This window comes from Sphingobacterium athyrii (genome assembly GCF_003071065.1).
GTDB lineage: Bacteria > Bacteroidota > Bacteroidia > Sphingobacteriales > Sphingobacteriaceae > Sphingobacterium > Sphingobacterium athyrii.
This window is the reverse complement of the sequence record NZ_QCXX01000001.1, coordinates 966,646-989,968: the sequence shown is the minus strand read 5'-3', so window position 1 is coordinate 989,968 and position 23,323 is coordinate 966,646. Positions and strand designations below refer to the sequence as shown.

General features: G+C 43.5%; 16 protein-coding genes. 5 read left to right on the top strand and 11 right to left on the bottom strand.

The features are described from left to right. Window positions 1–7 precede the first annotated feature (7 nt). Window positions 8–2,404, top strand: coding sequence for an outer membrane protein assembly factor BamB family protein (locus DCO56_RS04445; protein ID WP_108632504.1), 2,397 nt, complete (start codon window positions 8–10; stop codon window positions 2,402–2,404). A 279-nt stretch (window positions 2,405–2,683) separates the two neighbouring features. Here the strand turns inward: DCO56_RS04445 and rsgA are convergent, their stop codons facing one another. Beyond that, window positions 2,684–3,778 carry a ribosome small subunit-dependent GTPase A gene (rsgA, locus tag DCO56_RS04440; protein WP_108632503.1) on the bottom strand — a complete coding sequence of 365 codons (1,095 nt, stop codon included), beginning with the start codon at window positions 3,776–3,778 and terminating at the stop codon, window positions 2,684–2,686. Between the two features lie 535 nt (window positions 3,779–4,313). Here rsgA and DCO56_RS04435 point away from each other — a divergent pair. Further along, the gene (locus tag DCO56_RS04435) at window positions 4,314–4,775 is read left to right on the top strand and encodes a hypothetical protein (RefSeq protein WP_108632502.1); all 462 of its coding nucleotides are present in this window, start codon (window positions 4,314–4,316) and stop codon (window positions 4,773–4,775) included. A gap of 24 nt (window positions 4,776–4,799) precedes the next feature. Here DCO56_RS04435 and DCO56_RS04430 read toward each other — a convergent pair whose 3' ends face one another. The 8 genes from DCO56_RS04430 to DCO56_RS04395 form a co-directional block, all read right to left on the bottom strand. Further along, window positions 4,800–7,157: a TonB-dependent receptor domain-containing protein gene (locus DCO56_RS04430; RefSeq protein ID WP_108632501.1), complete on the bottom strand. Its 2,358-nt coding sequence runs from the start codon at window positions 7,155–7,157 to the stop codon at window positions 4,800–4,802. Window positions 7,158–7,281: 124 nt separating this feature from the next. Continuing rightward, window positions 7,282–8,631: a PepSY-associated TM helix domain-containing protein gene (locus DCO56_RS04425; RefSeq protein WP_108632500.1), complete on the bottom strand. Its 1,350-nt coding sequence runs from the start codon at window positions 8,629–8,631 to the stop codon at window positions 7,282–7,284. Between the two features lie 7 nt (window positions 8,632–8,638). Next, entirely contained in the window at window positions 8,639–9,337 is a 699-nt protein-coding gene (locus DCO56_RS04420; RefSeq protein WP_165306173.1) for a DUF4198 domain-containing protein, read from the bottom strand. A 120-nt stretch (window positions 9,338–9,457) separates the two neighbouring features. Continuing rightward, window positions 9,458–10,684, bottom strand: a complete 1,227-nt coding sequence (locus DCO56_RS04415) for a hypothetical protein (protein WP_108632498.1) — start codon at window positions 10,682–10,684, stop codon at window positions 9,458–9,460. Window positions 10,685–10,705: 21 nt separating this feature from the next. Beyond that, window positions 10,706–13,126, bottom strand: a complete 2,421-nt coding sequence (locus DCO56_RS04410; protein WP_108632497.1) for a TonB-dependent receptor — start codon at window positions 13,124–13,126, stop codon at window positions 10,706–10,708. Between the two features lie 131 nt (window positions 13,127–13,257). Continuing rightward, entirely contained in the window at window positions 13,258–14,457 is a 1,200-nt protein-coding gene (locus DCO56_RS04405; protein ID WP_108632496.1) for a hypothetical protein, read from the bottom strand. Window positions 14,458–14,466: 9 nt separating this feature from the next. Then, window positions 14,467–15,069 carry a hypothetical protein gene (locus tag DCO56_RS04400; protein WP_146190974.1) on the bottom strand — a complete coding sequence of 201 codons (603 nt, stop codon included), beginning with the start codon at window positions 15,067–15,069 and terminating at the stop codon, window positions 14,467–14,469. A 21-nt stretch (window positions 15,070–15,090) separates the two neighbouring features. Continuing rightward, window positions 15,091–15,654, bottom strand: coding sequence for an RNA polymerase sigma-70 factor (locus DCO56_RS04395; protein WP_245935774.1), 564 nt, complete (start codon window positions 15,652–15,654; stop codon window positions 15,091–15,093). A 234-nt stretch (window positions 15,655–15,888) separates the two neighbouring features. Between DCO56_RS04395 and DCO56_RS04390 the strand changes: the two genes are divergently transcribed. Further along, window positions 15,889–16,815, top strand: a complete 927-nt coding sequence (locus DCO56_RS04390) for a hypothetical protein (RefSeq protein ID WP_181390446.1) — start codon at window positions 15,889–15,891, stop codon at window positions 16,813–16,815. A gap of 69 nt (window positions 16,816–16,884) precedes the next feature. Here DCO56_RS04390 and DCO56_RS04385 read toward each other — a convergent pair whose 3' ends face one another. Both DCO56_RS04385 and DCO56_RS04380 read right to left on the bottom strand, forming a co-directional pair. Beyond that, window positions 16,885–17,583, bottom strand: coding sequence for a hypothetical protein (locus tag DCO56_RS04385; protein WP_108632492.1), 699 nt, complete (start codon window positions 17,581–17,583; stop codon window positions 16,885–16,887). Continuing rightward, the gene (locus DCO56_RS04380) at window positions 17,564–18,373 is read right to left on the bottom strand and encodes a metallophosphoesterase family protein (protein WP_108632491.1); all 810 of its coding nucleotides are present in this window, start codon (window positions 18,371–18,373) and stop codon (window positions 17,564–17,566) included. Before DCO56_RS04380 ends, DCO56_RS04385 begins: the two co-directional genes overlap by 20 nt. Before the next feature lie 293 nt (window positions 18,374–18,666). Between DCO56_RS04380 and DCO56_RS04375 the strand changes: the two genes are divergently transcribed. Together DCO56_RS04375 and DCO56_RS04370 are read left to right on the top strand one after the other, a co-directional pair. Beyond that, complete coding sequence (locus DCO56_RS04375; RefSeq protein ID WP_108632490.1) at window positions 18,667–21,750, top strand: SusC/RagA family TonB-linked outer membrane protein; 3,084 nt, start codon at window positions 18,667–18,669, stop codon at window positions 21,748–21,750. A 12-nt stretch (window positions 21,751–21,762) separates the two neighbouring features. Then, window positions 21,763–23,310: a SusD/RagB family nutrient-binding outer membrane lipoprotein gene (locus tag DCO56_RS04370; RefSeq protein WP_245935773.1), complete on the top strand. Its 1,548-nt coding sequence runs from the start codon at window positions 21,763–21,765 to the stop codon at window positions 23,308–23,310. The last annotated feature ends 13 nt before the right edge of the window (window positions 23,311–23,323 follow it).

Here is a 23,323-nt window from a genome sequence, read left to right as displayed (position 1 = left end):
TTTTGACATGAGACGACCGATACAAAAGATTATACTTCCACTCTTGCTTTTGTGCAGCAACGCGATGTATGCGCAATATCAGGGACATGTCTTTTTGGATCTTGATAAGAACAAAAAGATGGATCGCAATGAAAAAGGAATGCCGGGTGTGGTCATATCCGATGGATACGATGTTTTACCGACTGCCGCCGATGGAAGCTTCAGCCTAAAAAAGAATGAAAAAGCTAAATTTCTTTTTGTACGCATTCCGGCTGGATATCAAGCGAGCGGAACCCATTATATAAAGATTGATCCCAAATTGGAACGTTATGATTTTGGCGTAATCGCGGACGAAAAACAGCAAGGGGATAAGCTTCGATTTATCCAGATTACGGATACCGAAACACCGCTATATGGCGAATGGATAGACAATATCCGTAAATTTTCGCAGCAACAGCAGGCTGCGCTGATTATGCACACGGGCGATATCTGCTATGAGCCGGGTATGCAATTTCATGCACGGCAGGTCAATAGCGAACTAATGGGGGTACCGACTTATTATACGGTAGGAAACCACGATCTTGTTAAAGGTGAATACGGCGAGAAGCTATTTGAAGATTTATTTGGCCCGGTGTATTATTCATTTGAGGCCGGACCGGCACATTTTGTCGTTACCCCGATGCCCGGTGGTGACTATGCCCCGAGCTACAACCAGGATCAGGTAATCGCCTGGCTCAAAAAGGACTTGGCCCTGAAGGCGAAAGATAAACCACTTGTTTTTATCAATCATGACCTGATTGTAGGAAAGGATTTTGTCATGAAAGGGAAAACCGATTCCATCGATTTAAGACAGTATAACCTAAAAGCTTATCTGTATGGTCACTGGCACAACAACTACAGTTTTGGTAGCAGGAATGGAGTAGCGATTATATCCACAAACGCACCAAATAAAGGTGGGATAGATAATTCTGTGGCGCAATTCATGGTTATTGATGTAGACAAAAACGGGGTAAGCAAGGTCACTCCAACATATCCTTATCTGTCGGATCACATCGCATTGATCTATCCGCAGAGCAGGAAGATACAGATTGCAACTGGGCAAAAACTGGACATCAGTGCCAGTGTGTACCACTCCGAAAAGAGTATTATTTCTGTATATGCTACGCTATTAAATCAACAGGGTATCCCGCAGAAATCGGTCGGGCTGAATAATACCAGTGACTGGAACTGGCGTGGAACGATTACTGCTACAGCTCATAGCAATCAAAAGCAGACGATCATGCTGGAAGTGAATTATGGAGATGGTACGCAGGCTTTGAAGAAATTTGATTGGAATAAGGAGCCTGCCTCGACAGACCTGCTCCAGTTGACCTGGTCATCAAACATTGGGGCGAATATATGGAAGAGTTCTCCACTGGTACAGGGACAACGGGTTTATGTGGCCAGTATTGATGATGCCATCGGTGGTAAAAGTAAAATTCAGGCATTGTCAAAACGGTCGGGTGAGACTGTATGGACCTTTCAGACCCAGAATTCGGTAAAGCAGAAATTGGCCTATAGCAAGGGTTTGATTCTGGCAACAGATATGGGAGGGACAATTTACGCGATCAATGAAAAAGATGGTAAACTTGTATGGAAGAAAGACCTCAGTGGCGGACGGCTTCCGGGCTATGTTAGCGCCGGCGTCGTCCGTGATGGTATTTATTATACCGGTGCGGGAAATTACCTGTCAGCAATAAAAGTTGACGATGGCACAATCATCTGGCAAAATCGGGATTGGAATGGCGGCGAAGGTATGCCGGGAGAACTGCTCATCACAAACGACTATCTAATTACCGGAGCGAACTGGAATAGCTTATTTGTTCATGATTGCAGGACCGGCAAGCTCCTGTGGAAGAAAAATGATGATGGTTTGCGGTTTAGAACGGGTGGGGCTACTGCTGATGCCACTTCTTTGTATGTCGCTGGCCTGAACAACCTTTTTCAGTTGGATCAAAAGACCGGTGCAGTAATCAACAGGACACAGAGCCAAGACGATTTTAAAGTGATGGCTTCGCCGCTCCTGACCGAAAGTTTGCTGATCATGCCAACAGCGACCAATGGGATAAAGGCTTTCGATCGCGGAAATTTAACCGAAAAATGGAATTTCCAGACCGGTGAAGCGCTGATCTATACCTCAGCATACTCCAGTCCGGATCAGCATAAAAAAGTGAGTACTGTTGAGTCGAGTATTCGCTATGCGGCTGGAAAATTGTTTTTTGGAGGTTCGGATGGCTACTTGTATGTCTTAAATCCGGATGGAACTTTAGTGCAAAAAATTAACCTGGGTACGCCGATTTTGGCTGAAGTCACTATTCAGGGAAATGAGGTCTATGTTGCGGATTTTGCAGGTAATGTGTATTGTTTTACCATGACAAATAGCTGAACAGATAATTCCCGGGTATAGCTTTTCGGCTGGCTTGGTCTTTAATAAAGACTGATTTTTGCAATAGAAGGGATCGAAAGAACTTCATGAAAAAAAACTAGTCGTGAGACTAGTTTTTTTTGTCCGATTAATACTGGTCGGGAGGCAGGTGCATGGATTTTTATGAAACTGCTTTAAAAATAAGATATTTATCGCTGCGTTGAGATTTATCCAAAGCTTATGCCAACTATTGGTAGAAAGATCCGGGTACAGCTGGATACCCGGACCTTATACGCGGTATTAACGTCTTAGGCCTTGCCGTTTTTTATATTCATTCAGCAATTTTGATTGAGACTTTTCCTTTTTCCGCTTCTGATGTGATGACGTACTAAAATGGTCGATTTCGCGTTCGAGTTTAAGATAACTTTGATAAATCTTCTGATCCAGGTTACCATTCTTGACTGCTTCCAATACGGCACAGCCGGGTTCATTGTGGTGCGTGCAGTCTTTAAAGCGGCACAATCCAACATAGTCCTTCATATCCAGTGTATCGGTCAATGTTTCGATGCCGTCAGTGGTCAGTCCGAATTCACGGACTCCGGGGGTATCGATCAGTATCCCGGCATCAGTCATCTCAACCATCTGCCGTCGTGTGGAAGTATGTCGCCCTTTGCCTGTGGACTCGCTGATCGCGGAAGTGTGAACAGCCGGTTTTTCGCATAAGGCATTGACTAGTGAACTTTTTCCTACACCGGATGAGCCTACCATGACAACAGTTTCGCCTGTTCCGATACAGTTGCGTAAAGCCGTAATTGTCTCCGGCTGGTGTATACTTGTCAGGTAAACAGGCATCTGTAGCTGAAAGTGCTTTGTCGCCTCTGCTATCGGTCCGTGGTCGAAATCCAGGTCGGCCTTGTTGAGTACCAGTATCGGCTGGATATTTGCCTCAAAAATCTGGACGGCAAAACGTTCCGCGCGGCGCATGTTAAAATTTGAGTCGAGGCTCTGTACGATAAATGCTTTGTCTATGTAAGCGGCTATTGCCTGTTTATCTGAAATAGTGCCGTTTTTTTTACGGTCCAATACACGCTCCCTCGGGAGTATGTCTACAATAATACCCTTATCTTCCTCAAATTGCTGGAAAATGATCCAGTCTCCCGTGCAGGGAAGCTCATAAGCTGATTTTCCGAAAAGCATATTTCCGGTCAGTTCACATTGCAGCAGTCCGCTTTCGGATATAACTTCGTAGCAGGTCCGATGGACCGTCGCAATACGACCGTGTGGGAGCGATTTAAATAGAGAATTTTGTTTCAGTTGATTTAATTTATCATTCCAACCATATTGATGAAGGTTAAAACTGAATTCGTCTCTGTTGACGATATGCTCATTATTCATGATATAGCAAATTTTGGCGCAAGGAAACACTTTTGTTTTTTGCGCAGTGTAAATAAAAAATAATAAAGTGTTACTCCTGGATAGAATGATCCAAGAGAAGTTGAAGGGACACGATATACTGGACGTACAAGGTGTTTACTATGCTATATCCGATTGAGTGGTTTTAACCATAAGACACAAATGTATGAAATTGCGATGATTTATCCTAACTATGGCTCTGGATAATACAATTGTATAGTAACTTGTTTGTTTATTATGTGGCTGTATTTTAGGTGCTAATGGTGTTTGTGTTGCTGATTTTTGTGCCGGTCCTGCTTGCTGAAATTGTGCTATGCAGGGTGCATGATTGTATCATAAATTCCGGGCAGCAGAATTTTTCTGCTTCGATAATTTGATTTAAAGAATCTAGAATTATTTTCTAATTTAGATCGCAGATTAGACCAATTATTCGTAATCAATCAAAGAATATTGTGGTAAAGTTGATGTTCCGCGATGGAATCAAACGCATCTGGAACTGATTCATACGCCGGAGTTTATGGCCGTGCTGGAACAGCAATGGGAAGGGGTGATAGAACAGTCTTTTAAGCCGACGAAGGTCGATAGACAGCGCCAGTTCCAACGGATCCTGTCCGGTATATCTAGCGCAAAAAAGACGCATACCGCTATTACAAAAAACAGGACAAGCCTCTGGGGCTCAACTTGGACTAGGATCGCTGCTTGTATCGCTTTCTGTGCCTTTGCTACCCTCTTGTATTTTCTTTTACAGCCAAAAGCTGATCCGAGCGATCCGGTGAGATTATCGGATAACAATTTGCTGGTTATACCAGACAAGCAAACTGCACAGATCTTGTTTGATGACGGTACGGTAAAATTACGTATCATTTCAATAGGGATCAGAATGAATCAGGCAAAGGAGGTTGCCGTTCGCGACAACAGTCCGTTGTCCGTTGACAGTACAGTTAGAAGCGCTGATGAACGCGATGGACGTGGTGGTTGACGCGCGGCTGTTACGCCATACCATTTAGTTGCCAAACCGATAACTCAATGACAATAGTACTTTTCTGTTGTCCGGAAAATCGGAGTAAAATACCTTCAGGTCTCCGTATTCGCTGATTAATTGTGGATTAGCATTTCGGAGTAAACCATTGGCTGTAAGCTTGATCATGCCACGTTCACCAAACATTTTCTTTTCTGCAGCTAGATCCAGTCCGTACCTTTTGTCGGTCCGAGAAGGACCGGTAGTAATTCCCGAACGATAATAAAGTGCTATTTCAGCGCGCAAGCCATACTTGAATTGCAGCGTATGGCGGCTATTGGCCGTCCAGCTGGAACCTTTTGAATCTAGTTTTACATCGCCGATTTCACCGGAATAGTTGTTGTAGAATGCATTGATATAATGGCTTGCGGTCCACCAGGAACGCAATGTCTGATTGTACATCACGCTGGCGCTGTAATTCAGATATCGTCCTATATTCTCTGGCCGCGACAGATTTTCGCCGACTTGATCCCCTTGGCGAACAATCCAATTGATCATATCACGGCCATAAGAAATACCCAATGTAGTGAACAACTTATTTTTATAACCATGACCTATCTCCGTAATGTAACTCTTCTCTGGTTTTAAATCCGGATTCCCTTCGTTGTAACTATAGGCATCCTCATAGATCCGAAATACATTGATGTCGTGATCGCCCGGTCTCTCAATTCGACTGCTGAAGGATGTCCTTATGGTATTTTTATCATTGAGGTGATAAAGCAATGAGCCACTCGGGAAAAGGTCGAAATAGCGTTGGTGATTTTCCTTGTTTAAGGTCACCTGATTGGCATTTATAAAGGTATACTCGCCACGCAGACCAGCCTGATATTCGAGTCGTTTGAATTTGCCAGAGTAGATGGCATAGAGTGCTTCAATATGCTGGGTGTATTGAAAACGGTTGGAAGTGGCATTATCACGGATCCATGTACCTTTATCCAATAGGGAATTGACCACATCATTATTAATGAAAAAGTAGGTCCCTTTCCAGCCAAGCTCTATTTTGCTTGAATCAGTTAAGGGTTTGCTATAATCGAGTCTGCCGGAATAGGTCGTATTACTTAAATCCTGTACATTGGTTCGTCCTGTACTCATTTTCATATCCGTTTGTAAATTGAACTTATCCGTTTCAAAACGATTGTTGTAATCGTTGCCGTGGGGCGCGAAATCAAAATTGAATTTTAAAAAATGATCTTCACCTTCGTATTTCTTGCTATAGTTCACATTAAATGTCCAGTTTTTAAAAGTCTCGTCAAAGCGGTTTTTACTCCGCGCCTTTTCCGTGTGGATGTTCGCAGGATAGCTCCAGGTATCCATCTCAATGGAGGCATGAGGTTGATAGTTGCCTTTCATCCAATGTACACTTCCATCGAGGATTCCCCCGTCGGAAAATTCATATTTTGCTCCCGCCCGTAGGCTATGGAAAGAGGCGTCATCAAGTTTCTTGCTTTCATGCTGCCGTTGAAAGGAGGTTAAGCTGCCTTGGTTATAGAAGCTTCTTTCGGTCAGATTATGGCTATTGCTGCGGTCGTAACTTGTATTGCCCTGCAGGTACATATCCAGGCCGTTTACTTTATAGTGGAGGCCTCCGCCATAACCACCATGGAATTTTCTGCCTTGGCCGGCACGGACAAAAGCATCGCCACCAAAGCCTACTTTCCCATTTCGCTTGGTTACGATATTGATGATCCCCGCTGTCCCTGAGGCATCTTCTCGGGCTGAAGGATTGCTAATCAGTTCAAGTTTTGAAACTTCGGAGGCCTGGAGACCGCGAAGGATGCTTGCGAGCTGTTCGCCCGATACATACATATCGCGCCCATTGATCCGTACATTGGCTCCGGCGCGGCCCTGAATAGAAAAATTTCCCTTACCATCGGAGACTAGGCCGGGTGTTTTTTCTAAGAGCTCGAGCACATTGTTCCCTTCTGCCAATACGCTTCCTTCGACATCAACAACCATTTTATCTGCATATTGGCGCACAGCGGCTTGTTTTCCGGTGATATGAACCGTCTCCATGATCTGTGCGAGAGGTTGTAAAAATAGGGGTGTGGCAATTTGCTCTGCACCGGATAACTGGTAGGTTTTGCTGAATACCGTCGTGTAACCAACGGAACTGTAGCGAATTATATAATTACCATTTTTAGCTGCCTGTAACAGAAATAAACCATCTTTGTCGGCATCGGATTGTGCTACTAATGCCGAATCTGGTAAGCGTAAAAGACTGGCGGTAGCTCCTTTAAATGGCTGTCCATCCTTGTCAAATATTTTCCCTGATAATTTTGTCTGTGCCATGATGCCCATGGCTGAACTTGTTAGCAGGATCGTAAATAATGTAGATTTCGTCATAAATAATATCCCCTGTTCTTTCGTGAGAAAGAACCTTCTTAAGCATAAATTAAACAAGTTTAATTGTCAATGAATTCAAAATTTAACCTTCCTGTTTACACTGTGATTCTGTGCCTATAAAATTTTATAAGTCCGTAGGCTTCGGTCGAAAACGGATCGGCGGTTTTCTTATCGTTGTAGGTGCGACCGTACCGGAATCGCCCTTAACTTCGGGGATGGTAGTGCCCTTTAACAATGTATGGCGTCCTTTTTTCTTTCCCCATTTGCGGTTGTACCAAATAACAAATCCTGTAATAGGTAAAGAACCCGCGATCAAGGTGAGAACAAAGGCCAGCACTTTCGTCGGAAAGCCCCAGAGAGACCCTACATGAATATCGTAATTGAGCCGCCTGAATTGTTCGCCTGTCCGGAGCTCATAAAAATCCTTATTAAAGAGTGTTATATTATTGGGCAGAAAGGCACCTGTATACCGGTCGAACGAATAATAGCGGTTGTTATACTGCCGATCCATGTCGTTTCGAATATATACCGAAATCGTAGCATCTTTTTTTTCAGCATCCGGATAAGTGATCGTCAGGTAATGTGGATCTTTATATTGTGTAAGTATGCGACGGATCTCTCGATCAAAAGCTTTCGGAAAATGTACCAGTTGATCGATTTTTGTTGAATCAGAATGGACTGATGTTCGTTCGGCGAGGGGAGTTCCCCAGTTGGTTGACCAATATAATGCGCGATTGAACCATTCGATACCGTAATACATACCCGTCACTGCCAGTAATAAAACCAAAAGAAATGAATAAAAGCCCACCACGTTATGAAGATCCAGATTGACGCGTTTCCAGCCGGCTTTCCATTTTATCCGAAAGCTTTTTTCACGCGTTGATTTCGTCCATTTTTTTGGGTACCACCAGATCAATCCCGTGATTAGGGTAACACTGAATACCAAGGTCGCATAATTAACAATGGGGCGGCCGATATCCCTTGGTAGCCAAAGGAAGCGATGCCCGTTCAATGTCCATGCAAAAAAGCCATTCAATTTCTCTCTTAACTGGGCTTCTTCCGAATTGTCCTCCACCTGAACACCTAAATAACGACCTGTATAGGGGTGTAATAGATGCACCTGTGGTTTCGCTTTTGGACCACCGTCCTTTCCCTTACCATCGTTTTCTTTGACTGTAAAAGAAACAGGGTGATCCCGGGTATACGTGATGCCACCTATCACGGCATTTGGATAAAGCGAGTCAGCAATTCCGACAATCCGCGAAGGAGAAATTAATGACTGACTGGAAGCCAGGATATATTGCCTTTCTTTTTTCGGGATAACAAGATCTATAATTTCATGATTAAACACCCAAAGGCAAGCCATCAGGCAGATGACAAAGACAATAATGCCAGAGATTAATCCCATCCAGAGGTGCAGCCAGTTATTGACCAGTCGAAATACCGAATTATTTTTCTTTTTTCTTACCGCCATCTCGAATTTAGTTTACCGCAAAACTCATGGAGCTGGCACGGCTATATTCTTCAAAAGCCTGTCCTTCGATCTTTTCTTTTCGGGATACCTCGGCGTAGTATTTGCCTTTCCATTCCGGGATGAATTTGATGACACCTTGTGCATCGGTTTCCAACCATTTGATCCAGCCACTTGGGGCAATGATCTGAACAGCAGCGTTTGGTGCGGGTTTTCCCTTTTGAAATAAGGTCAGCGAGACCTCTTTTTTATTTTTAAAAACAGTTTGGTCGGCAAAAACAAACAGCTCATTGGCAAGATGTGCAGAAGTATGACCAAGGGTAGTGTTTCCAACTTGAATTGTGGCGATTGCATTGATCTGATATTGTGTCTTGGCGCCTGCTTTGCGCTCTGTATCTCTTTTTAAAGATACATGATAAGCACCATCCTGATCAGGAATGAATGTGGCCAATAGATGATTTCCCTGCGCGGTAGTCGTTAGAGATGATGTACTCCCGTCCGGTTTGATCAATGTCAATGTAACCTGCATATCTTCTTTGTACCACCACCATTTGGAGATGAGCTCGTGTTCATCCGGTTCGCCATAAACCACTTTTACGGTATGGGATTTCCCTTTGGTACCTTGCAGTGAGGTTTCAATAAATACGGCATGCGCCGATGCCGACAGGATGATAAAAAAGCTAAGGATGCTGAACAATAATTTTTTCATATGTTTAAATTTTGGGGTGTTGGATAGAGAATTGCCCCGCCTCGATTTCGCGTATGCTGAAATTTTTTCCATCCCTTTAAAAGGGACATCGGCGGGGCACTTCTTACATTTTGCTGGAACTTATCTGAGCTTATTCAGGTGATAAACTTGGCTGATTCCAGGATCGATCTCAGCTCCGCGTTTTACCGAATTTTTTGCTGGATCATATTCATATACATACCATTTGGACTCGTCTGTTTTAAAGACATCGTATAGTTTGCCATTCTCCATAAAATTCATCGTCGTTTTTGATTCTCCACCACCTACTAATATTCTGAGGTCGGCAACAATCTTTTTATTTGCCGGGTCGATGACGAAAGGACTGATGTAAACTTTACCATCACCTAGTTTCTGTACCTGCGATATATTATTGCTGAACACGTTGTAATCTTTTAAATCGAAGAAATAATCTGGATCAAAGGTTGTCTGTCCCGATTTAATACGTAACAGGCCATAGGTCGCCGCGTCTGTCTTTTTGGTTACAACATAGAGGTCCTTATTGTCATCGGTAAAAGTAAGCGTCTGCACTTCCCAATGGCCAGCTGCAAAACCGCCTCTAGCATCTTTTATAATTTTTCCGTTGGCCAAACTTGGGTAATCACATACGTACATATAGGCGGTGTCGATAATATCCTTACGCGTTTCATTACTTCTATATTTGTGACCTACAAATAGTTTGTCGCCTCGTTGCGTGAAGCTTGTAGGTACGATATAAGGGTTGTGATCTTTGCCCTCCGGTGTTTTGGGATTAAATGTGATCATCGGGATTTCGATACCGATGGTCTTGTTGATTGTCAGATTGTTAACGTTCATGAAATAGATTGGTTGTTCCAATACATTTTTGGTCTTATTGGTGGTCCCCGCTGTTTTGGTCATGACCATCTCATCTTTGGTGCTAATATCTTTTAGGACTTTGCCTAGGTAAAAATTTCCAGGGAATGCATAGTTGTTCGTTTCTTTCCAGGATTTACTGTTGACAACTTCAAATTGACTGAATCGTGTTCCATCGTTTGAAAGGTAATACTTTCCTTCGTAGGCATAGGCGTAAATAGCATAAAATGCTGCTGGTAAATGCGATGTGATATCGATACCTTGATTGTTTGCGGCGGTCAAAAGGGTATCTTTCATCAGATTATCAGCTGTCAGTAGGTAGGATGAACCAGCCGCGGTTGTCACCCAAACACTGTACAGACTATTTGAAGTTGGTGTTGGCTCTTCCGGTGAAGTAGTTTCAGGTGATGATTTCTTGCAGGAAGAGAATAATACAGTCGCAGCGAATATTGCGACGGCGAATTTGTTGATTTTCATAAAAATATGTATTTATTTGTTTTACATGATTGATAATCTCAGCTTGACGTAAAATGCACGTCCAGGCCGTTGGAGGCGGAAATTGTCGTAAGCTCTTTCGTCTGTGAGGTTTCTTGCTTCAAAGGATACGTTGTATTTATTGCAATCCCAGGCATAGCTCAGCACAGCGGAGTGGATATTTTGGGACGGAATGAGATCTTTGGATTCAAGCGATCCGTGATCTGATTCGGTGAGGTAAAACCAGTGCGTATATTGATATAAGTACGATAGTTGAACTCTGCTTCCTTGCTGAAACCAGTTATTCTGGATGAGGCTGATATCAGCATTTCCATAGACCCAAGGTCGGTTTATGAGTTGTTTGTTATAATTTAAACTGATTTGCTGGTGGGACTCGTCTGTATATTTTTTATTGTATAGGGCTTTATCGTAAGATCCATTGAGGGTAACAGCCAGCAGATCTTTAAAACCGTATTTGACTTCGGCCTCGAAGCCATAGAGCTTCACACCTTCTTCGTTGTAGCTTTGATAATAGGAAACTCCATTCTGAATGACCGCCCGGCTGTTTATATAGTTATTTGCCAGGCGATAGAAGCCTGTCACATCGACGTTCAGAAAATGATTTTGGTTGATGTAGGTATTATAATAAAATCCAGTATTGATGTTGTCACTATGCTCGGGTTTTACTGCCCAGTTGCCCGTCGTATTGACACCATCGCCAAAAAGCGCGGTCATAGAGGGTAAGTTGTATGCCCTTTCGTAGGATAGTTTCCATCCGCCATCCTTGGTTATTCGATACCGGGAAGCAAGGCTCATGCCATAATAATTACCTTGTTTTTTTTGATGAATTATTTCACCGCTGATCAAATTGTTGTTTCCATCGAATTTGCGCTCATCAATATCTTTCGAAGCATCCATGCGATAGTATTTTACCGCCAGTACATTGGATAAGCGCTTGTCGAACCACTGGTTCTGCCAGGATAGCCCAAAAATATGTCTTCCCAGATAGGATGGCAGACCTGAGCGGTTATAATTGCCGATCAGATCGTACTCTTTCTGATCATTGCTGTTAAAGTTGTAGTTGAAATTGATACTTTGGTTACGGGCTTCGTCAAAGTCATAGTTTAAATTCACCCGCGCTAAATAGTTCGACAGATTATATTTCATGTCTTTTTGGGGATTTGGCGTTGTGCCTTCGTAATTTGAGACCCAGGCACCATTCCAGTTGTAATTATACATGGCGGTATCTCTCACATAGCGGGTGTCGTAACTATAACTTGTGAAAATATCCGTATATAAGCGATTGACCAGAAAATTGCTTTTTTTGTAGCTTAAGGTTGGCATCAGATAGTTGCTTTCTGACCATGCGCCACCAAATACCTTGCTGAGGGAAGCACCGATCTGATTTTCTTTGTGATTTTGGGAATAGGTCAGGCCTGCATAAAATTGATCTGCCCAGGATACATCGCGAAAACCAACCTCCAGTTGTCCCATGGCGGAGGTGTAAGCATCGTTAAATCGCTTGGCTTTTGGGATGACATAATACTTGTTGTCGACCGTTTCCTCGATAAGAACATTGTACTTTTCGTTGGTATACATATTATAATCATTGTCTGAATGATTATAAAATGCATTCATTCGAAATGATAATTTGTTTTTTGGATTGGTAAAGGTACCCACGATCGCAGCCTGATGTGTATTGAAGGAACCATAGGAATAACTCAGGTCCAAGTAAGGTCGCGCGCGACGTTTCGTAATGATATTGACAGCACCACCTAGCGCATCGGAACCCAAAAAAGCGGGTACCACACCCTTATATACTTCAACACGATCAATCAGATTGACAGGAATATTATTTAAAGACATCGAGGAACCAAAATTCTCCATGGGAACACCGTCAATGTAGATCTTTGCATCGAGTCCATTGATGCGAAACACAAAGTTAGAACCGAGTCCACCATCTTCACGTATGGTGACTCCCGTAGCGCGTTTCAAAACCTGGGTCAGATTGGCTGCTTCGTTGGCATGTTTGTTCATGTCAATGACACTTACATTGAATCCCGATCGCTTGATCTCGGCCACTTTCTTCTCATTTTCAGTTTTCCCGTGTGCCGATACGGTCACTTCCTCTATATAATTGCGATCTTCTATAAGCTGAAAATCCTGAATGAGCTTTTCGTTTACGGCTCTTTCTTCGCTGTGGTAACCAACAGCAGTGACACGTAAGATGGCGTCCGTTGAACTGTTTATCTGTAATTTATAATAGCCGTCTATATCGGAAGATGTGCCTGTGTGCTGATCTTTTAAGCGTATGGTTGCCCCCGGAATGGGTTTCCCAAAGTTATCTTTGACAAAGCCGGAAAGGGCATGCTTTTTTTTGGTCTGTGCTTGGATAAACACAGTAAAAATTAATATTAGAACAAAGGTAGATGTTGACTTCAACATTTTATTTAGATTAAGTATATATAGGAAGGTTGCTTATACTTATCTTTTACCGAATGTTGATAGGGATTATTTTTTTAAAAAATATACAAATGGTTGATTGTGAGTTTGTTTTTTTGTCGAGGATAGGTCTATTATTTTAAATAATCCATTCGTACGGTAAAATTGGTAATCTTGGGAAGCTTAAGTCCTTTCGAAATTTCTTTGGTCTGTAAATCATATTTCCAGACACGGTGCTGGTCGTTTGAATCATCTATGGCAAAATACGCGTACTTTCCATCCGCCCATACGTTTTCTTTTTGGGTCCCTTTATCCAAAGGAACCTGGATTTTTTCTATAGAACCGGATTGCAGATCAACTAACCTGTATTCAAACTGATAGACAGCATGAAAATTAGAGAAATCGGTATAGAGCTTCTTTTGTTCGTTGCGGATAATTGCCTTGCCTTTGCCAACATACCAGATCCCATAGGCGTGATTTCCGATTGACTTGGAAATATTGATCATATAGTCTTGATCAACGGATTGCTGGCCTTTCTTTTTTCTAAAGATAGCTGTTGGTAATTTCGGGTTATTTCCCAGTGCTATGCCAGGATTGGTCATAAAGTAATAATCGCCTTTTTCGTCTTTAAAACTATAGGATTGTATGATATTGAAGCCGCCCGGATAAGTTGAACGTGTTTCTTTCTGAATATTTTTAAGTTTAAAACTATCGTATTTTATGCTGGCGTAGTAGGTCGTGTCGGATGTTGTGTGGCCATACTTCCCCGTTGATTTAAAGAAGGAGTAGGCCAGCCAAAGATCGTTGTTTTCAATATTCACAAGCCCAAGGTGCAGCACGCTATATTCCTTGTTGGCAAAGGGGAGAACAATCGTATCTTGTTTCACGATTTTCATCCCTGCAACATTGATCTGATATAGTCTAGCTTGCGGTGTTCTATTTCCGGCATCCTCCCGACAGACGGCAATTAGGTTGTCGTCATCTTTCCAGGTAATGGTTTCAAAATCACGGTTTTTTAATAGTATACTGTCTACAAGGACAAAGGATGAACCCTGTAATTGGTATTTTGTAAAGACACTCGTCTGACTCGATAATCGATAAAAGAAACCATTTTTGTAGATATATTCTCTCTCCTGAATACGCGAACTGGACAATGGAATCTGGAGGGTAGGGCTTCCGTCGTCATCTAAATTTTCGGTAAACAATAAGCTGGTGGGGTTTTCTTCTTTATTGAACAGACAAAAGACAAAGTTGGGATCTATATTTTTTTCTGAAATTTGCGTACACGAAAAAATGGAAGTTATAAGGAAAAACAACACTAGTAATCGCTTCATACTTGTCAATTAAATGCTTTGAAATTGTTCCCTGATTTTAATTTGCATAGTAGATGGTAAAAAAGCCAGATCACTTTTTTGAAACGCTACAATTTTACCAAAATCCGGAGAATTCGACACAAAATACTCTCTTCCGGCTTTAAATACAAATTTGTTCTGATTACTATCCAGAAGCTCGAAATCCCGTTTAGGTTTTATGATAAAATCACCGGAGAAGGCCAGTTTTTTATTGACCAAATCAATGTTGGCCGTACTATTTTTACTTAACTGCACATCGTAATATTCTTCGGTGAAGAACTTGCTATTTTCAGCAGATGAATTGGTAAAGGTCTGATTGTCCAAGGTAGGATGAGAAAAATAGAACATAGAAAAACCGAGCACAAAAATTACAGAAGCTGCTGCGATAATCCTGCCCCAGTTTATTCGCTTGTTTTGCCGTGCGTCCGAATTAATTTTGTCCCACATGGCGGATCCAATTTCTTCGTTTATAGGATTGCTCTCCGCGATACTATCCCAGGAATCATTGTTCAACCATTTTTCGACTAAATGTTTGTCAGCCTCACCGCATTGACCGGAAGCATATTTTTTTAGTATATCTTGGTTGATTTCCATTTTTTGATAATCCGTATACATTCAAAAGTACAAAAAAGTAATTAATAGAAACCGGGCAATATGGATATTACAGTACTTTTTAAGTCTGATTTTAATTACTGATAATGCCTTACTAATATGGTATTCGACTGCTCTTTCTGAAATTAGTAAGCTTGTGGCTATTTCTTTATTGGTTAATCCCTCGTCACGGCTCAATTTATATACATTTTTACATTGCTTGGGTAATGAGTCAACAGCATCATCCAAATGATTTTTAAGCTCTTTGTAATAGAGGTTATTATCTTCGTAAAATTCAGTTTTGCTGATTGAGATCAATTCATGGTGTCGCTGTTTGTTGCCCCTATTCCTTAGAAATTCCAGTGATTTTAATTTCACCGAGCGCAAAAGATAGCGTTCTGCATCCTGCAACCGAAGATCAGCTCTTCTTTCCCATAGGGATTTAAAAACATCTTGGACAATCTCTTTGGCATCATCTTCATCGCCAATGCTTTTGAGTGCGAAAGAATACATTCTCTTCCAATACAATTGGAAAAACTCCTCAAATTGCCTTTTGTTGAGTGTTATTTTATGTACTGCGTTTTTCAAAGCGAACAAATATACGTTCTATTTAGACTTATTACAAATAAAAAGATGATCGTCTAAAAACATCTGCTGAAATCTGGGCAGTTAAAATGTTGCATTTAGAAAATAAAAATGCAACGGAAGCTTCAGTAAAATTGATGTTTCCCTAATAGGTATGTAAATGTATGGCGGGATGAAGTTGGTTTTTTCAAAACATTTTTTTTGGTCTATTGTTTTTGAATGCAAGGTATGACTCCCATGGTGAAATTACTGCTTATAAAACTAAGGCCCTTTCTTGTATTGTCTAACCTGGTTTTGACCGGTTGCTCGACATGGATCAATAATGTGCAGGTGCAGACGCTGACAAAGAACTATTGTGCGCCAAATGTCACTTATAAATCAATTCCTGTACAAGTAATTCCATCTGCTGACAGCATTAGGCTGAGTACTATTTTCTCTGCTCATGATTTTGTATTGGTCAAATACCTCAACCTTTCGCCGACTATCATCGCCTATTTGAACAATCCGGACAACACGCCGCTGAAGCTGGTTGCGAAACAAAAGATAACTGACCAATGTATGCTGTTTGAAACGGAATTGAATGCCATCGCAGCGGAATTGGACTGTAATGGTGAGCGTATCGATAAGTTAGCCGCCTATATAGATGAATTGAATTCGAATAGGCAAACGCGTCTGACTGTGGCTTCCATACTTTTGGGAGCTGTCACTGCTGTGACAGCAACAACAATCAAAAATGATAAGCTTAATAATGGGCTGAGCATAGCAGGTGGGGTAGGAACATCAGTATTGGGATTTATGACCCTAAATCCCAAGGGAAGGCGTGTCAGAATGCATATGGAACGCAATATGCTGCAGAGCATCTGGTTTCAAAATAATACTGCGCAGATCTATCCGGCGTCGGTCTGGGGGATTTTGTCGGAGAAGAGATTTAGTAACTCTGAAAATCTTTCACTGCTGGAGACAACCCGGCAACGCTGGTTAAAATATGGTTTGGACGATCAATTGAATAGTCCCCAGGAGAAACTTTATTTTAGGGAGGGTGGCGTCTTCATCGCGGAGGAATTGCATAATCTGGCCAATATGCACAATGAGCTTCAGGCGACTATCCGCTCCATACAACAGGATATGCGGAGCCTTATGCAGACCCTCAGTACATTGGACTGAGATGGCGGTCTGTCGGCGCCGCTTTTTCGCATATCTTTGTCTTTTACCTTCTATTTTAATTTGACTCGCCTATTTCCGTCTGATCTGCAATTTGATACCGAGCGCAAGCCCTATGTAGTCATCAAATTTTAGGTATTTATTCTGAACACCACTGACCAGGTACAGATCACTTGTATGTAGATCATAATAAAATTTTATTCCTTCAAAGTAGGAGGAATTGGACTTTAATTTATAGCTGAAGTCCTGGCCAACAAAAATATTGATGCGTAGTCTAGTGGAGAAGCTATAATAGCTGTTCGGATATTTGTCGGGTTCCTGGTACCAAAATTGTTTGCCCAGCGTCGTATTGAGGTAAACCCCGGTGCGCAGTGGATGATAACTGATCTGCTCATGGAGTTGGACCTTAAAAGGGGTATAGGTCTGACGAAGGGTTAAGGTAAGCTTGGAACGGTCGGTATCATACTTGGGTACATAGCCTAGCAAAAAGTCGGTCGACCACTGTTTCTGCCGACCATAATCCCAACCTGCACCTGCCGAAAATAAACCGATGGATCCAGCGTACTGAACGAGGTAACTCGATGGTACAAGCCTGAAGGCCGCTTTTTTTAGTTCCCTGCTGTTGTTGCTGTCAATATGCGCGCTGCTGCTGTCGGTACCGGGAATCGTGCCGTGCTCTTGGACGAGTATCTGGGCCGCACTGATTGTGGAAAAGAAAAGGGAAACAAACAAGAGGAATGATCTGTGTGCTTTAATAGGAGACAAGTTCATGAGTATAGTGATCCTTGGTGATTGTAAAAATTAGAAATTGACGTTTGCCGATGTTGGGGGTGCCGTAGTAGACGATGCCGTCCTTGAAAATATCATCTTTCTGGTAAGTATGGTCATGGCCATTATTGCAGTAGAGCAAGTTGGGGTATTGTTTAATGCTGTATTGGAAGACAGATGCCACATTGTTGTTAAACTGATCGGATGTCGGCCTGGCATGCATGACCACTACGCTCTGCTCAAAGCGCCCTTTATCCGTCTGACGCTCCTGCTCAATAAATGAAAAATCGGGTACCGGCGTGGAATAATCAGATTCCAATGCATTTGTATTTAAGCATAGAAATTTTGTTTTCCCAGCTATAAAGCTATAATTGGGACTGCCAAACACCTGCTGAAAAATCTCTTCACCATTGGCGAGGCAGTCGTGATTTCCAAGCAAGGCGACATAAGGCTGTTTTAATTTGTCCAGAATATCACGCTGCCATAGAAATTCTTTGGTAAGGCCAAAGTCACTGAGATCGCCACCATGAATAATAAAATCAATGTCGTTACGTTTGTTGACTATTTTTACAAAATCGTCAAGTTCGTCGTACCATCGCTGCGAATCACTGATAAAAGCGTATCTAATGGTATCTCGTTGGGCGTAATCATGCTCTATTTTTGCAATATTTTCAGCATTAATATGTTGCCTTCCATCGATTTTTCCGGAATAGGGATGGACATCAAACATATTACAGCCATGGATAAGAAAGAGAACGGCGAACAGTGCGATGTATGTGCATTTTTTTTTCATTTGAATACCTTTATTGACTTTTTGAATTCAAAAGTAAGTTTTGGATAGTAAAAGATTCTTTTTTGAGGATTATTATTACCCCAAAATGATATTGTATGATCTAGAATTAACAGAAGTGGACTGGTATTTTTACCTTTTTTTGAAGCGCTTGATGTAGCTATGATTGCTCAATTTACGATAACGCTACCGCTACTTTATCCGGTAAATCTGTTGGATTTCTATTCGTTAAGATCTTTCTTTGGGATATAACGCAATTGAATAAACTCAAAATCTTACCTAAAAATGGATAAATTATGATAGTTCATATCCACAGTAATCGCACAGTTGCCGTTGGCACGATGCTGGGCTGTCTCTTCCTTTGGACAGGCATCGCTGCGGCGCAGACGACAACCGTCAAAGGAAGGGTCAGCAGCGCTACTGACCAAAATGCCCTGGTAGGGGCTACGGTTAGCAACCTGATGAACAAGCTAGCCACAAAGACTGACAAACAGGGCAATTTTAGTATTACGGCCAATGGGGGAGATAGGCTCAAGATTTCGCTGCTCGGTTTCAAAACCGTTGAAATCGCTGTTCCCGCCACGGGCGACCTTCAGATCACACTCGAAACGGAAAGCCAGCAGATGGAAGAGGTGGTCGTCACCGCACTGGGGATCAAGCGCCAGGTCCGGGGACTGACTTATGCGACGCAACAATTGGATGGTGCTGCGGTCAACAATGCCCGTGACAATAGTGGCAATGTGCTGAGCAGCCTGACGGGGAAAGTCGCCGGTGCTGTGGTCACCACCGCAGCAACAGGGCCTGGGGCGTCTGCCAGGGTGGTTCTCCGCGGTAACAAATCTATTACGGGCAACAACAATGCGCTCATTGTAGTGGATGGTGTGCCCTACGATAATTCCAGTGGGCAGCAGGCCAGCGGCACCACCTACAATTATGGTACAAGTGACGGGGCAGCGAATATCAATCCTGATGATATCGAATCCATCAATGTGCTCAAAGGGCCTTCGGCTGCAGCGCTTTATGGAAGCAGGGCAGCAAACGGTGCTATCCTTATTACAACGAAACAGGGCAAAGCGGGCCGGTACCAAATTGATTACAACGGCAGCGCATCCCTGGACCAGGTCAACCTGCTCAGTAAATTCCAGAATAGCTATGGCCGTGGAAATGGAGGTGTCACGGGTACCAATGTTGGCGAAAGCTGGGGCCCGCTGGGCACGACTTACAAAAATAATGTCCGTGATTTCTTTGAAAATGCGGCTACCTTCAATAACAGTGTCAGTACCTATGGTGGTACCGAAAAGGTGCAGGGCTACGTTTCCTACACCAATAATAAGATCGGCGGCATCATTCCGGGCAACGACCTCAAACGGAATAGCCTCAACCTGCGGGTCAATACGGAGCTGATCCCTAAGCTGAAAACCGATGTTAAGCTCAACTATGTCAACCAGCAGATCGACAACCGGCCCCGACTGGGTGATATGGGGATCCCCGTAGAAGCTTATGTGATGCCAAGGGATATGGATAAGGCTGAACTACAGGATTATGAAACCATCGATCCCGTCACCGGCGAGCCACAACGGAAATATTGGTCCGGGTCTGCCGTCTACGACAACCCTTATTGGAGCACCAATCGTACCTCGGTCAATGAGGTCCGGGACCGTATTACCGCCATGGGCTCGGCAACCTACCAGCTGACGGATTGGTTAAATGTCATGGGACGGTTCAGTTATGATAAATACATCGATAAGACAGACGGTTCTTTCTATGCGGGTACAGTTTCCCTTGGGGATGTCCGTCCTGGCGGTAAGTATTTTGAAACACATGCGCGCTATCAGGAACGCAATTTTGATCTCTTATTTAACGGAAAGAATTCAATCAGTGAAGCCGTTAAAATCAGTTACAATGTCGGTGCAAGTTTTTTAAACCGGCAGTATACCAGCTTTCAGAATATGGCCAATGGGCTATCCATTCCCAATGAATTTAGCCTAAAAATGGCTACAACACCTGAATTTCTCCTGATCAATGGCTATCAGCGACGTATGAATTCAGTTTACGGAAGTGCGCAGCTGGCTTTTTTTGACAATATTTTTCTGGATATGACGGCACGAAACGACTGGACCTCGACCTTGAAGTCACCGCACAGTTACTTTTATCCTTCGGTCGGTGTATCTGCTATCTTTAACGAATGGCTCAAACTACCGGCTTGGGTCAGCTATGGCAAGCTGCGTGCCTCCTATACGCAGGTGGGTAACGACCCGGATCCTTATCTGCTCCAGCAACTGTATTCTTTTGGTCTTGGTGCCGGAAAGGGCTTTATCTCACGCTCACCAATGAAAATGATCCCCGAACTGAAGCCGGAGCTGACAAAATCCTATGAAGCCGGGCTGGATATGAAGTTCTTTGCCAACAGACTGGGGTTTGACCTGACCGTATACAAAAGCAATACGATCAACCAGCTGCTGTCTCTCGGTCTGCCCATGGCAAGTGGTTATAGCCGGCAGTATATCAATGCCGGAAATATTGAAAACAGGGGAATCGAGGTGCAGCTGACCGCATCACCCCTGAAAAAAGAAAATCTGGAATGGCAGACCACCCTCAACTTTGCCGCCAATACCAACAAGGTGATAGAACTGCACGAAAAAACAAAACGTGCGACGATCAGCGAAAATACCAAATATGCTTCAGTCGTAGTCAATGAAGGAGAGCGGTATGGTGATCTATATGGCTATAAGTGGATAAGAGATGAGCAGACCGGTAAATATGTGGTGGACAATGGTGGTCTTCCTGTGGTCGAGGCCAATCAGAAACTGGGTAATTTTAATCCAAAGGCTTTATTGGGCTGGTCCAATTCGGTGCGTTACAAAAATTTCACGGTCAATGCCTTGATTGATACTCGTATCGGCGGTGAGATCGTATCGGGAACTTCGGCTTACCTGGCGGCTTTCGGTGTGGCGGATTATACTGCTGATTATCGCGATGGAGGTCTGGTGCTGGATGCCGTGGATGCCAGTGGTGCCACCAATACCAAGGCCATCACGGCACAGCAGCTCTGGACTCGCGTGTCGCAGAATGGCCGTGATGCCTGGGGTGAGTTCTTTACCTATGATATGACCAATGTACGCTTGCGTGAACTGTCTGTCAGTTATAAGTTTAACCTCAAGAGCACAGCGGCGATCAAAGGTGCGCAGCTGATGCTGACGGGCCGCAACCTATTTTTCTTTTACCGCGGAAAATCCAAGCTGGATATTCCGGGCATAGGCAAAACGGATAATCCTATTGATCCGGAAGCAGCGCTTGGCGCCGGTAATTTTCAGGGAGTCGAAGTGGGCCTGCCGCCTACAGTCCGCTCCTTTGGGCTGAATGTGAAGTTAACTTTTTAAATCCTTGAAAAAATGAGAAAGAGCACGATATATACCTCGCTATTAGCATTAAGCTTGCTATCCTGTACCAAAGACTTTCAGGATGTCAATACTGATCCCAATAATATCACGGTGATCACACAGCGTGAATTACCTTTTATGTTTGCCAAGGCCCAGTCTTCGGCTGCGATGAACAGATCTTTTTACCAGACAGTACAAAACCTGGGCGCAGATTTATATGCCCAGTATTTTGCACTGACCACGAATTCCTTCAGCACGGACCGCTATCTGCTGACGCCGGACTGGCAGCGCCGGTTCTGGACCGTTGTCTATGTGGATACGGCACCTCAGCTCAAAAGTATTCTTGAAAATACCGATCCCAAATCGGGGGAGGCTGCATTGGCCAATATTATGTGGGTCTATGCCTTCCATCGCCTGACAGACCATTTTGGACCGATACCGTATTTCGGTGCCGCCGAAGCCAATGATGTCATTCCCTATGATCCCATGGATAAGATCTATGCGGATTTCTTTGAAAAACTGACGGTTGCCGTGGCTAATTTAAAGGGGCTCCCTGCGGGGACGAAGATCTTTCAGGGCTACGACCTGATTTTTGACGGGGATACCGATCGTTGGATCCGTTTTGCTAACTCACTCCGTCTGCGACTGGCCCTGCGCATCGCTAAAGTGGATGCCAGTAAAGCAAAAACCGAAGCGGAGGCCGCTGTGGCAGCAGGATTAATGTCTAGCAATTCCCACAATGCCAGCATGCTCAAGTCTTTATCGGGCAATGATACCAACGGACTTGCTCAAGTTGCCGTATGGAATGAGTTTTCCATGAGCTCTACCATAGCCTCTTATTTAAAAGGCTATGCCGATCCGAGGCTAGGTATTTATTTTCAGCCCAGTTACACTGGAAAAGTATTTAATAGTGTCCGCAATGGTGCTACGGCAACCGACCTCGGCAATGTACGCAACCAGTCGGGGTCCAATTCCAATGTGGGTACATACTGGGTACGCTACAATGGTGCAGCCATCGAAGGAAACTTTACGCAAAACTTTCATGTGATGTGTGCCGCTGAATCTTTTTTCCTTCGGGCAGAAGGGGCGCTAAATGGTTGGAATATGGGGGGTGAGGCCAAACAGCTGTATGAAGATGGCATAAAAACCAGTATGGAACAATGGGGGGTAACGGAATCGGCTCAGATCAACAGCTACATAATTTCAGATCGTGTACCTGCAGCGCCGGGTGACTACTACAATTCGGCTGCAGTAGCCAGTACCCCTGTCAGATGGGCGGCGAGTCCTGCTGAACAGCGCGAACAGATCGGCATACAGAAGTGGCTGGCCATATACCCCAATGGCATGGAAGCCTGGGCGGAATACCGGCGTACAGGATTCCCTAAAATGTATCCGCTGATCCAGTCGGATAACGCGGATCTGCCTGTAGGGACATTTATCAAGAGGTTACCTTATCCATTGACTGAAGCGACGGACAATCTGACCGAACTTAACAAGGGGCGCGCGCTGCTTGGCGGTACCGACAATGCGGCAACAAAACTCTGGTGGGATGTGGACTAATTTGGGTAAATTA